Annotated in this window: 14 protein-coding genes and 1 pseudogene; 12 read left to right on the forward strand and 3 right to left on the reverse strand. The window is 36.3% G+C overall.

Going from position 1 to position 12,860, the window contains the following annotated elements; genetic code table 11:
- Positions 1-226 precede the first annotated feature (226 nt).
- Positions 227-517: a DUF5339 domain-containing protein gene (locus PF272_RS09800; protein WP_271142614.1), complete on the reverse strand. Its 291-nt coding sequence runs from the start codon at positions 515-517 to the stop codon at positions 227-229.
- A gap of 478 nt (positions 518-995) precedes the next feature.
- Here PF272_RS09800 and PF272_RS09805 point away from each other — a divergent pair, with 478 nt between their 5' ends.
- The 10 genes from PF272_RS09805 to pal all read left to right on the forward strand — a co-directional run bounded on the left by PF272_RS09805 (position 996) and on the right by pal (position 8,815).
- Entirely contained in the window at positions 996-2,546 is a 1,551-nt protein-coding gene (locus tag PF272_RS09805; protein WP_271142615.1) for a cytochrome ubiquinol oxidase subunit I, read from the forward strand.
- Between the two features lie 15 nt (positions 2,547-2,561).
- Entirely contained in the window at positions 2,562-3,698 is a 1,137-nt protein-coding gene (gene cydB / locus PF272_RS09810; protein WP_065239138.1) for a cytochrome d ubiquinol oxidase subunit II, read from the forward strand.
- Positions 3,699-3,708: 10 nt separating this feature from the next.
- Entirely contained in the window at positions 3,709-3,807 is a 99-nt protein-coding gene (locus tag PF272_RS09815) for a cytochrome bd oxidase small subunit, CydX/CbdX family (RefSeq protein WP_156540630.1), read from the forward strand.
- Between the two features lie 9 nt (positions 3,808-3,816).
- Entirely contained in the window at positions 3,817-4,104 is a 288-nt protein-coding gene (locus PF272_RS09820; protein ID WP_271142616.1) for a cyd operon YbgE family protein, read from the forward strand.
- A 101-nt stretch (positions 4,105-4,205) separates the two neighbouring features.
- Positions 4,206-4,616 carry a tol-pal system-associated acyl-CoA thioesterase gene (gene ybgC, locus PF272_RS09825; RefSeq protein WP_271142617.1) on the forward strand — a complete coding sequence of 137 codons (411 nt, stop codon included), beginning with the start codon at positions 4,206-4,208 and terminating at the stop codon, positions 4,614-4,616.
- 21 nt (positions 4,617-4,637) lie between these two features.
- Positions 4,638-5,327 (forward strand): protein TolQ, encoded by a 690-nt coding sequence (tolQ, locus tag PF272_RS09830; RefSeq protein WP_065234528.1) that lies wholly within the window; start codon positions 4,638-4,640, stop codon positions 5,325-5,327.
- 29 nt (positions 5,328-5,356) lie between these two features.
- Positions 5,357-5,782, forward strand: coding sequence for a colicin uptake protein TolR (tolR, locus tag PF272_RS09835; RefSeq protein ID WP_065236425.1), 426 nt, complete (start codon positions 5,357-5,359; stop codon positions 5,780-5,782).
- A gap of 18 nt (positions 5,783-5,800) precedes the next feature.
- Positions 5,801-7,027 carry a cell envelope integrity protein TolA gene (gene tolA / locus PF272_RS09840; protein WP_271142618.1) on the forward strand — a complete coding sequence of 409 codons (1,227 nt, stop codon included), beginning with the start codon at positions 5,801-5,803 and terminating at the stop codon, positions 7,025-7,027.
- A gap of 74 nt (positions 7,028-7,101) precedes the next feature.
- On the forward strand, positions 7,102-8,352 hold the full coding sequence (gene tolB / locus PF272_RS09845; RefSeq protein ID WP_271142623.1) for a Tol-Pal system beta propeller repeat protein TolB: 1,251 nt from the start codon (positions 7,102-7,104) through the stop codon (positions 8,350-8,352).
- Positions 8,353-8,362: 10 nt separating this feature from the next.
- On the forward strand, positions 8,363-8,815 hold the full coding sequence (pal, locus tag PF272_RS09850; protein ID WP_065234531.1) for a peptidoglycan-associated lipoprotein Pal: 453 nt from the start codon (positions 8,363-8,365) through the stop codon (positions 8,813-8,815).
- A 193-nt stretch (positions 8,816-9,008) separates the two neighbouring features.
- Here the strand turns inward: pal and gloA2 are convergent, their stop codons facing one another.
- Positions 9,009-9,413 (reverse strand): SMU1112c/YaeR family gloxylase I-like metalloprotein, encoded by a 405-nt coding sequence (gloA2, locus tag PF272_RS09855; protein WP_271142619.1) that lies wholly within the window; start codon positions 9,411-9,413, stop codon positions 9,009-9,011.
- Positions 9,414-9,421: 8 nt separating this feature from the next.
- Complete coding sequence (gene hemA, locus PF272_RS09860) at positions 9,422-10,735, reverse strand: glutamyl-tRNA reductase (RefSeq protein WP_271142620.1); 1,314 nt, start codon at positions 10,733-10,735, stop codon at positions 9,422-9,424.
- A 379-nt stretch (positions 10,736-11,114) separates the two neighbouring features.
- Here hemA and PF272_RS09865 point away from each other — a divergent pair, with 379 nt between their 5' ends.
- Entirely contained in the window at positions 11,115-11,909 is a 795-nt protein-coding gene (locus tag PF272_RS09865) for an inositol monophosphatase family protein (RefSeq protein ID WP_271142621.1), read from the forward strand.
- 13 nt (positions 11,910-11,922) lie between these two features.
- Positions 11,923-12,860, forward strand: a pseudogene (locus PF272_RS12925) (MFS transporter); the annotation flags it as partial.

The following is a 12,860-nucleotide window of genomic DNA, read 5'->3' on the forward strand; positions in this document are numbered from 1 at the left end:
AACGTTGAATGGTATTTCTTATACCATGTTTCTTAATATTTTTATTTTGGCAGAAAGGGCAAGTTTTTTGTTCATTTTCAAAAAAGTGGCTTAAAGCCTTTTACTATAAGGCTTCAACCACTTTTTTAGCAACCATTTTGTCTACTATACCATACAAAATTAAAGGTACAGATTTTATACAATATGCACATGATAAATATCTGTACCTTATATTAACTGAGATTAATTAGTCATCTTTACCTTTCAAATTATTTAAAGCAACTAATCCTTTATCACAACTTTTAATTTGATGTTCAACACTCATCTGTAAAATCTTTTGTTTACTTTCTGAAAGTTTATTTTTTATGTTAACAAGTTGAGGATGGGTACCTGGTTGTTTTTCTGCTTCTGCAATTAGGTCATCAGTTTGTTGGAAAAGTTGCTGGCATTGGGTTGGTAAATTATTTGGAGTTGCTGCTAAAACGCTAGATGAAAGCACTAAAGATAGTGTGGCAGCAAAAAAAGAAAGTTTAAGCATAAAGATCCTAAATAGATGAATGAATGATTGTCGAAAAAATGTGCTAGAAAAATAGCAAAAAAATGTTTTTTTGTCTAGCTGATTGAATGATTTTTGTATGAAAAAATGACGCTGATGAAAGAAATAATTTGCGTAATATTTGTTAATAAAATATTAATAAAATATAAAAAATTGATGTATATCAAAAATAATATATATCTTTAAATTTATTTTTTTGATTTTAATAGCTATTTTGTGATCAATTTAAAACTTTTAAGGTTTCCTATACCCCATATTTAGGAGTAGAATAAAAGATGTATTAAACGGTTAGAGTTATCCTTTATTTCTTGAGAAGAAATAAATCATATCTTTGTCTGAGTTTGATATGGAAAAAAAGCTCATTCATTAATTTTTAGTAATTATTGATAGCTATGTGGGGTGATTACAAAATTTGTAATCTAAATTTGGAAAGTTGTATTTAGGTACAAGAGGTTATGAGATGCTAGACGTCGTTGAACTCTCGAGATTGCAGTTTGCATTAACTGCACTATACCACTTTATATTCGTACCACTTACATTAGGTCTTTCATTTATTTTAGTAATAATGGAAACCATTTATGTAACGACTGGTAAAGAGGTATATAAAGATATGACTAAGTTCTGGGGTAAGTTATTTGGTATTAACTTCGCCCTAGGGGTAACAACTGGGATTACAATGGAATTCCAATTTGGTACTAACTGGTCTTATTATTCACACTATGTAGGTGATATCTTCGGTGCACCATTAGCTATCGAAGCATTACTTGCTTTCTTCTTAGAATCTACATTCGTTGGTTTATTCTTCTTTGGTTGGGATAGATTAACTAAGGTAAAACACTTATTAGCAACTTATTGTGTGGCTTTTGGTTCAAATCTTTCTGCGATGTGGATCCTTGTTGCTAACGGCTGGATGCAAGCACCACACGGCGCAGAGTTCAATTTTGAAACTATGCGTATGGAAATGACCAGCTTCTTAGATCTCTGGTTAAGTCCAATTGCTCAAACTAAATTTGTGCACACACTTTCTGCTGGTTATGTTGCAGGTGCAATGTTTGTATTAGCAGTAAGTTCATACTATATCCTTAAAGGACGTGATTTAGGATTTGCAAAACGTTCTTTCTCTGTAGGTGCAACATTTGGTTTTATTGCTGTCTTCACCGTATTATTACTTGGTGATGAATCTGGTTACATCATTGGGCAAGAACAACCAACAAAACTAGCTGCAATGGAAGGGGAATGGCATACAGAGCCAGCTCCGGCAGCATGGAATGTTGCGGTGATTTCAAACTCAGCAGAAGGTCGTAATGAATTTGCATTACAAATTCCTTATGCGGCAGGTATTATTGCAACCCGTTCTTTAGATAAAGAAATTACAGGGTTGAATGAGTTACGAGTGCAAAATGAAGAACGTGTTCGTAATGGTATGACTGCATATGGATTACTTGAAAAACTTCGTTCAGGTCAAAAAGATGCAGACACTATTGCACAATTTAAAGCAGTAGAAAAAGATCTTGGCTACGGTTTATTACTTAAACGTTATACTGACAACGTAGTTGATGCAACTGATGCACAAGTAAAACAAGCGGCAGCAGATACCATTCCTGATGTAGGGCCTACATTCTGGTCATTCCGTATTATGATGCTTACGGGCGGTTTATTGCTTATTCTACTCATTTGGGCATTTGTTGCTAATGTTAGAAAATCAGTGGGATCAAATAAATTATTGCTTAAAGCGTTACTTTATGGTCTTCCACTTCCGTGGGTTGGTATTGAAGCAGGTTGGTTCTTAGCTGAATACGGAAGACAACCATGGGCAATTTATGAAGTATTACCAGTAGGGATAGCAAACTCAGCATTAACCACAGGAGATCTTTGGTTCTCAATTGGTTTAATCTGTCTCCTTTACACAATCTTCTTGATTGCAGAAATGTATCTCATGTTTAAATACAGCAGACTTGGCCCAAGTGCATTAAAAACAGGTCGCTACTATTTTGAACAATCAACTAAATAAGCAGGAGCCTAAATCATGATTGATTATGAATTTCTACGATTTGTATGGTGGATCCTCTTAGGTGTGTTGCTTATTGGATTTGCAGTTACTGATGGATTTGATATGGGCGTATTAACACTTCTTCCTTTTGCAGGTAAAAGAGAAGTTGAAAAACGCATTATGATTAACTCAATTGCGCCACACTGGGATGGTAATCAAGTTTGGTTATTAACCGCTGGTGGTGCAATGTTTGCTGCATTCCCACTTATTTATGCGACATCATTCTCTGGCTTTTACATTGCGATGATTTTAGTTTTAGCAGCGTTATTCTTCCGTCCAGTCGGATTAGAGTACCGTGCGAAAATTAATAATCCAACTTGGCGAGCAGCTTGGGATTGGGGATTATTTGTAGGTGGATTTGTTCCTTCACTTGTATTCGGAGTTGCTTTTGGTAACTTATTACAAGGTGTGCCATTTGAATTTACTTCTATTGTCCAAGTGAAATATACAGGTACATTCTTTGAATTGTTAAATCCATTCGCACTTCTTTGTGGTGTGATTAGCTTAGCAATGCTTACTACACAAGGTGCTGCGTGGTTACAAATGAAAACTACCGCTGATTTACGTAATCGTGCGAGAGTAATTTCACAAGTGGGTGCAATTGTAACTTTAGTTACTTTCATCTTGGCTGGTGTATGGTTACTATTCAAAGATGGTTATGTTGTAACAAGTGCTATTGATCATAATGGCCCGACTTCACCACTTGGCAAAGAAGTAGCAGTACAAACTGGTGCTTGGTTCAATAACTATAAAGAAATGCCAGTACTTTGGATTTTCCCAGTGCTTGCAGTAGTTTCTGCTTTATTAAATATTGTATTTTCTAAAGCGGATCGTTCTGGATTTGCCTTCTTCTTCTCTTCATTGACAATGGCAGGCATTATCTTAACTTGTGGTATTTCAATGTTCCCATTCTTAATGCCATCAATTACACATCCAGAAATGAGTCTTTTAGTTTGGGATTCAAGCTCAAGTAAATTAACCTTAACCTTAATGTTAGGTTTTGCACTTGTGTTTGTAGTCATCTTATTAAGCTACACTATTTGGTCATATATTAAGATGTTTGGACGTATCGATGAAAGCTTCATCGAAAATAACAAACACTCATTATACTAAGGAGAGAATTATGTTTTATGTAACTTGGGTTTTGGGCGTATTGTTTGCAATTTGTCTAACAGCAATCATTAATATCAGTATTGAAAAAACTGGAAAATTTGATGAGTAATCTGAGCATATGATTCAATCACTTTATCAATTAACTAATAAGGGCTCGTTAAGAGCCCTTTCTTTCATACTGGCAGTTGTACTGACGGCATCTATTTTTACTCACACGGAAAGATTTGCATTAAATTTGGATGGAATTTCACCAATTTATACCTTAATTATCTTTTGGAGTGTGGTAACATTATGGATTCATGGTTTTGGTTTAGAGATCTATAGAACGATTTGGAGATTACTGTTCTTGCCTCTTATTGCTTATATGATTGCAATAATTGGGTTAGGAGTTATCTACTTTTTTTAGTTTAAAAAATAAAAAATTTTTTGATAGCCTATTGCAGTTAATTTTGACGTTCATTAGAATAGCGAAACTTTTTGGTTATAGAGAAAACAGATAGCATAGCAATGAATAATAGCTCTATTTTCCCCATTCGCATCTATTATGAAGATACAGATGCAGGGGGTGTTGTTTATCATGCTCGCTATCTTCATTTTTTTGAACGAGCTAGAACAGAATTCTTGAGAGAAAAAGGTGCCTCTCAAAATGAACTTATTCAACAGCAAGATATTGCTTTTGTTGTTAAACAGATGGAAATTGATTTCCGCTACCCAGCTCGCCTAGACGATTTGTTAAGCGTCGAAACGACTCTAGTTGAAGTTAAAAACGCCAGTTTGGTTTTTACACAAAAGTTGACAAAAGGTGATCGCCTTTATTGTTCAGCAAAAGTCAGCGTAGCTTGCGTAAAAATAACTCTCATGAAACCCACCGCTATTCCTCAAGAAATCAAAACATTATTTAAAAGTGAAAGACCGTAATAGACAATTATGGAGTATTAAATGTCTGAATTGAATTTTTTCGATTTATTTATTAAGGCAAGTACCGTTGTACAAATAGTGATCTCAATTTTGATCCTATTTTCAATTATTTCTTGGGCGATCATTGTTCAACGTAGCAAAATTTTATCGACAGCATTAAAACAATCGATGAGTTTTGAAGAACGTTTCTGGTCAGGTGAAGATTTAACTAAACTTTATGAAGGATTATCTAATCGTCGTGATGGTTTATCTGGTAGTGAACAGATTTTCTTTGTTGGTTTTAAAGAGTTTTCACGCTTAAAACAAGCTAATCCAAATGCATCTGAATCTATCATTCAAGGTAGCTCAAGAGCAATGCACTTAGCAATGAATCGCGAAATTGAAGATGTAGAAAATACAGTCCCATTCTTAGCAACAGTTGCTTCTGTAAGTCCATATATTGGGTTGTTTGGAACTGTATGGGGAATTATGCACGCATTTATGGCATTAAGTAATGTAAAACAAGCAACATTACAAATGGTCGCGCCAGGTATTGCTGAGGCATTGATTGCAACTGCGATTGGTCTTTTTGCTGCAATCCCGGCTGTAATGGCATATAACCGTTTAAGTTTACGTGTAAATAAACTAGAACAAAATTACGCTAACTTTATTGATGAATTTACGACAATTTTGCACCGTAAAGTGTTTGGGCAAAATAATTTCCATAATTAATTGATGAAGTCGTAAGCAAAGAGGACATTATGCAATACCGTCGTCGTCAGAGCCGTTCAATTAAATCTGAGATAAACATAGTACCGTTTCTCGATGTATTGTTGGTTTTGTTATTAATTTTTATGGCTACAGCACCGATTATTAGTCAAAGTGTGCAAGTAGATTTACCAGATTCTACAGATAGCCAAACGGTTTCAAATGAAGATAAGACACCTGTTATTTTGGAAGTTAATGGAACAAGTGAATATACACTTTCTATTGATGGTGTACGCAATGAAAATTTAACAGAAGAAATGGTTGTGCAAATGGCAAAAGAGGCTTTTGAGAAAGACAACACCACATTATTTTTGGTGGGCGGAGCAAAAGATGCGCCATATGAAGAGATCATTAAAGGGTTAAATTTACTGCATACAGCAGGTATCAAAAGTGTGGGTTTAATGACAGATCCACTATAAGAGAATTAGGATAAAATTGTGCAATATAATCAGCAACAGAAATTCAAAAAAGCAGTTTTGATTTCAATTGTCTTGCACGTCTTGCTTTTTGCATTACTGTTTATTGGATCGCGTTTAGAAGAAGTGCGTCCAATGGGTGGTGGCGAAGGAAATGGTGAGGTTTTAGGTGCAATAATGGTTGATACTGGTGCTGCTGCTCAAGAGTGGGGACGATTACAGCAAGAGAAAAAAGGTAATCCGCCTGCTAAACAAGAAGTTGCAGATAAAGAAAGAGAGCAACAGAGTAAAGAGTTAGCCGAGAAAGAGCGCCAAGAAGCACAAAAAGCTGCTGAAGAAGCGAAAGAAAAAGCTGAACAGGCAGCAAAAGAGAAAGCGGAGCAAGCTGCGAAAGAGAAAGCGGAAAAAGAAGCGAAAGAAAAAGCTGAAAAATTAGCAAAAGCGCAAGCAGAAAAAGCGGCAGCAGAAGCCAAAGCTAAAGCAGAGCAGGTTGCTAAAGAACAGGCGGAAAAAGCAGCTGCGATAGCAAAAGCTAAAGCGGAAAAAGAAGCGAAGGAGAAAGCTGAAAAAGCCGCGGCCGAAGCGAAAGCTAAAGCAGAACAAGCTGCTAAAGAGAAGGCAGAAAAAGCAGCGGCGGAGGCAAAAGCAAAAGCTGAACAAGAAGCGAAAGAAAAAGCTGAAAAAGCTGCAGCCGAAGCGAAGGCTAAAGCAGAAAAAGAGGCAAAAGAAAAGGCTGAAAAGGCCGCAAAAGCTAAAGCCGCAGCTGAAGCGAAAGCAAAAGCCGATGCAGAAGCCAAAGCAGCAGCAAAAGCAAAAGCTGATGCCGAAGCTAAAGCTCAACGTTTAGCTCAACAGGGTGCATTAGACGATTTTCTTAATAATGGTGATATTGGGGGCGGTAGCAGTAGCAAAGGCAGTAACCAAAATCGTAAAGGTTCCGAAGGATCCAGTGGCGGTGGTGGTGCTGGTGAAGGCGATGTGGTAGGCGACCAATATACAGCGATTATTAAGCGAGAAATTCAACGTCGTTGGTTGAAAGATGCAAGTTTTGCGAATAAAGTTTGTACTGTACAAATTGAGCTAGCAAGAGATGGAACGATTTTGAGTTATCATAAAGTGTCTGGCCCAGATGATATTTGTACTTCTGCATTAAGGGCGGTTGCACTAACGAAGAAAGTGCCAGAACCACCATCTGATGCAGTATATCGGAAGTATCAAAATCCAGTAATTGACTTTAAATTAAGATAATTAAGCATAGGAAGAGAATCCTTATGATGAAGAAAATTATTTACACATGGATACTAGGCGTTGTTTGCCTAGTAATGCAGGCAACGCAGGCACTTGCGGAAGTGCGTATTGTGATCGATGAAGGGGTTGATAGTGCAAGGCCAATCGCGGTAGTGCCGTTTAAATGGAATGCACCAGGCACACCACCAGCAGATGTGGCAGACATCATCTCTTCTGATTTACGTTTTAGTGGAAAATTCAATCCTATTCCAGTAGATAGAATGCCACAACAGCCAACTTCTGCAGGTGAAGTTAATGTTCAAGCATGGTCTGCATTAGGAATTGATGCGATTGTGGTCGGACAAGTTACGCCTGCAAACGGTGGTTTCAATATTTCTTATCAATTAGTTGATACAGTAGGAGCTTCAGGTACTCCTGGTGCAGTATTAGTACAAAGCTCATATACTGTAACCAAACAGTGGATTCGTTGGGGCGCTCATACAGTAAGCGACCAAGTATTTGAAAAATTGACTGGTATTCGTGGGGCATTTAGAACAAGAATTGCATATGTAATTCAAAATAATTCAGGATCTTATGATTTGCAAGTTTCTGATTATGATGGTTATAATGCATTCAATGTGTTCCACAGTTCACAACCAATTATGTCGCCAGCATGGTCTGCTGATGGTAAGAAATTAGCATATAGCGTGTTTGAAAAGAAAAAATCTTTGCTTGTATTGCAAGATCTTGCTAGTAAATCACGTAAAATTATTGCATCATTACCAGGCCACAACGGTGCACCATCATTTTCACCAGATGGTTCACGTATTGCATTTGCTTCTAGTGAAGATGGTGTTTTAAACATCTATGTAATGGGCGTTGGCGGCGGTTCACCAGTGAAATTGACAAGTGGTAGTGGCAATAATACAGAGCCAAGTTGGTCAACTGATGGTTCATCTATTATCTTTACTTCTGACCGTGGCGGTGCACCAGCAGTTTATATGATGGGTGCAAATGGCGGTGGTGCGACATTACTTAGCCCTCCAGGAAATAGCTATAGTGGAGAGATGTCACCTGATGGTAAAGAAGTTGTAATGGTGAATGGTAATAAATTGGTGAAAAAAGATTTAGAAAGTGGAAGTATTACAGCATTAACTTCAACTTTCCTAGATGAAAGCCCAAGTTTTGCGCCAAATGGTACTATGGTAATTTATAGTTCTACACAAGGCGTAAGCAAGGTGTTACAATTAGTGTCCTCTGATGGACGTTTCAAAGCAAGGTTGCCAGGTTCAGGGGGTGGACAAATTAAATTCCCTGCTTGGTCACCATATTTAACTCAAAATTAAGGAGAATAAAATGAAAAAATTAGCTAAAGTGTTAATGGTTGCAGCACCAGTATTAGCGTTAGCAGCTTGTAGCAGCTCAGATAAAGCAGCTGACCAACAAGGTAAACTATACGGTAATATGACTGCTCAAGAATTACAACAACGCTACAACACAGTATATTTCGGTTTCGATAAATTCGACATCCAACCAGAATATGCTCAATTATTAGATGCTCACGCACAATACTTAACAGATTCTTCTGCTAAAGTACAAGTTGAAGGTCACACTGACCCACGTGGTACTCCAGAATACAACATCGCGTTAGGTCAACGTCGTGCAGATGCAGTTAAAAACTACTTAACTGGTAAAGGCGTTCAAGCTGGTCAATTATCTACAATCTCTTACGGTGAAGAAAAACCAGCTGTATTAGGTCACACTGAAGCTGACTACGCTAAAGATCGTCGTGCAGTATTAGCATACTAATCTGACTATTTTTAGTTTTTAGATACTCTCTGGAAAGCCCCATAATGGGGCTTTCTTTTTTTCTTGTTTTATGAGCATAGAAAAGAATAAAAAGCTTGTTCTTTTAGAGAATAAACCAGATTATATTTATTCGTCTGGTACATCAAATAAAAAGGGTAGCATCAGCTACCCTTGATAATTTTATTTTATTAATCTATACAACATCCCACTGGTAAATTTCTAATGGCAAGCCATCAGGATCTTTGAAAAAAGTAAATTTCTTTCCGGTTAATTCATCAATTCGGATAGGTTCACATTCCACTTGGTGTTGATGAAGATAAGTAATAGTTTGCTCAATATTTTCAACTTTAAAAGCGAGATGACGTAGCCCACAAGCTTCTGGATTCGTTGGTCTTGGTGGAGTAATTGGGAATGAAAAAAGTTCAATTTGATTACCATCCGGAAAACTCAAGTCTAGCTTATAACTATCGCGTGCTTCACGGTAAGTCTCTTCAATAATATTTGCTCCTAAGATATCGACATAAAAATGCTTGGATATCTGATAATTAGATACAATCAACGCAATATGGTGAAAACCAAGAAAAGGGGATGATAACATAATTACTCCTATTTATCTTTTTCTTCTAATCCTAATGATTTAGAAAAAAGTTGCAAACCCTTTGTTTCACCAGATTTTACTAGTTCTTGCATTACTTGAGTTGGTACGTGTAATAGACGATTCATCAACTTATAACTCAATTCTTGTAATACTTTTTCGCTATCAGTGCCTTGCTGTAATGAAATGATTGCTTTATCAAGTAACTCTAAACGAATTTGTTCAGCTTGTTGACGATAATTTTTAATTAAGCTTGAAGATTGATGTAATTTTAACCATAGGAAAAAATCAGCACACTCTTCCTGAATAATGCTCTCTGCAGCTTCAGCAGCATTTTCACGTTGTTGCATATTATGTTGAATAATATTTTGTAAGTCATCAACACTATAGTGATAGACAGCATCAAGTTGACTTACACTCTCTTCAACATCACGCGGCACAGCTATATCAATAATCAACATTGGATCAAAACGACGTTGTTTTTGTGCATTTTGTACCATTTCTTTGCTAATTAAGATATTTGAGCTTCCTGTGGATGAAATCACAATATCAGCTAGATTTAGTCCCTCTTGTAATTGGTCTAAAGAGAGAATATCCATTTGCCCACCGACACGTTCAGCTAATGCTTGGGCGTTGGCAATAGTACGGTTAGCTATCATGATATGTTTAGCACCGTGTTGGAATAAATGACGACTAACTAGCTCGATTGTTTCTCCTGCGCCTACTAATAAAATCCGTAATCGTTTGAATGAATCAAAAATTTGACGAGCCAAACTGCAAGCAGCATAAGCAACAGAAACTGCATTACCACCGATTTCGGTTTCAGTTCTTACTCGTTTTGCAGTAGAAAATGTCTTTTGAAATAAACGTGACAGTTCTGTAGAAATCGCAGTATGGTTTTTCTGATAGAAATTTTCACTAAATTGGTATGCTTGTTTTACTTGGCCTAAAATTTGTGGCTCACCTAAAATTAAGGAATCAAGACCACAGGCGACTCGCATTAAATGAATTACACACTGCTGATTTTGTTGGAGATAAAGAGCCTGTTCTAATTCTTCGGTTGTTAATTGATGTAATTGAGCAAACCATAACTTTATTGCCGTAATCCATTGTTGATTCTGCTCACTCTGTTCAACGGGAGAAATTTGACGGTTATGTAGATAAACTTCGGTTCTGTTACAGGTTGATACAATTACAGCACTTTCTGCTAATTCAGATTGTAGTTGCTGTAATGCAATCTGACGTTTTTCATCATTAAATGCAACTTTTTCACGCAAGGCGACAGTTGCTGTTTTATGGTTAATACCTAACACCAAAATTGCCATAAATCACTCTTTTATTTTTGGCGAATAGTCGCCATTCCCACAAATATAAAATTAAAAAATCTAAAACCTTTGAATTTTAAATAATCTTGTAACAAGTCGCAAACAAAAGGCCTGTTTTTTTTGATCTAGACAAGAAAGATACCTATTTGTAGTAAGTGTTTGATTATAAAGATCTTACTCTTTAGTATGTTAAGAAAATATATATTTCAATTTAATAACATAAAAGAAAATATTTTTAACTTTTTTGAAAAATTTATTTGATCGTTGTCTCAATTTTGAAATTATATTCTTTAATTCTACTTATGATAGACATATTATCTATTTTGTTGCTGATTTTTTTAGTAACTTTTTTGGATTATTTATTTCTAGGAGAGATGTTATGAATGAAAAAATTCAAAATCGTTATGCATTCTCTATTGATTTGCTTAAAAAAGCAGGTGGTATAGCTTTATCTTATTATCTCAATAGAAATCAATTAACTATCGAATGTAAAAAAGGTGATAAGCAAGACCAAGTTAGCATAGCTGATAAAACGGTTGAAGCTAAGTTACGAGAAGCTATTGCAGAAAAATTCCCTGCAGATGGATTTCTTGGTGAAGAATCGGGTTATGCTGGTTTAGATAGTGAGTTTTGCTGGATTGTTGATCCAATTGATGGTACCAGTCCATTCTTAAATGGATTGTATGCTTGGTGTATCTCTATTGCAGTGTTGTATCGTGATGAAATTGTAATAGGTATGGTATTTGATCCACTGCATAATGAGCTATTTCATGCCAAATTAGGTGCAGGAGCGTATCTTAATGATTTACCTATTCATACGTTAGATCCTGCAGAAAATGTACAAGATGGCTTAGTTGGTTTAGGGATGTCACATCGTGTTCCGCCAAAAACGATTTTACCATTTTTAGAACAGTTATTAAGTGAGGGTGGTATGTATGTGCGTAATGGCTCAGGAGCATTAAGTCTGGCTCAAGTTGCTGCTGGAAGATTATTAGCTTATTACGAACCACATATGAATTGTTGGGATTGTGCGGCAGGAATGTTATTAGTCCGTGAAGCAGGTGGTATGGCAAATAATATTTTAGCTAACAATGGATTGTTGAAAGGCAATTTTGTATTAGCTGCAGCTAATCAATCAACTTATCAACAACTTGATTTAATGAGAACTATATAAATAGGAGGACATTATGTCTATTCTTCGCTTCTTTGCTGCTACCCCCCCCCTTTCCATTAAAAAACTTATCAGAACAATCATTTAGATCTGTAAGATGGAAAAGTTTTTGGGCTTTTTCTATCGCTTATGCAACCTTTTATGTCTGTCGCCTTTCTTTTAATGTTGCAAAACCAGTTTTAGTTAAAGAGGGTGTAGTGACACCAACTGAACTTGGTATTATTGGGGCTGCAATTTTTGTCACTTATGCAGTAGGTAAGTTTGTCAATAGTGCTCTGGCTGATCACTCAAATATTACTCGCTTTCTTTCATTTGGATTATTTATCTCTGCTATTTGTAACTTTGCAATGGGTTTGAATACCAGTGCTATTGTATTAGCGGTCATCTGGGGATTAATGGCTGGTTTCAATCTATGGGGGTTGGTCCTTGCGTTGTTGCATTATCTCGTTGGTATGATGATAAGGAAAGGGGTTCTTACTATGGTTATTGGTCTGTTGCACATAATGTTGGTGAAGGAATTACTTTTGTAGTAACAGCAGCAGTCATTTCTTATTTTGGTTGGCGGCTAGGTTTTGCTTTCTCTGGGGTAGTTGGTTTGTTAGGTATGCTCATTGCTATTTTGTGGATGAAAGATTCACCAGCAAGCCTTGGTTTTAAACCAATTATTCATATGCAAAATGACAGTGAAAAATTAGACAACAAGGAAGTTTTAAAGCATCAATGGGATGTGATTAAGAATCCTGCTATCTGGTTATTAGCTGTTGCTTCTTGTTGTATGTATATAGGGCGTTATGGGGTGAATAGTTGGGGTGTATTTTTTCTTGAAAATGGAAAAGGTTATACCACAGTAGAAGCAGCAAGTATTATTAGTGTTAATAGTATTGTTGGTATTCTAGGGACTATTGTTTCTGGTTGGTTATCAGATCGTTTTTTACAAGGAAAACGTAATATGAT

The organism is Gallibacterium faecale (genome assembly GCF_027920745.1).
GTDB lineage: Bacteria > Pseudomonadota > Gammaproteobacteria > Enterobacterales > Pasteurellaceae > Gallibacterium > Gallibacterium faecale.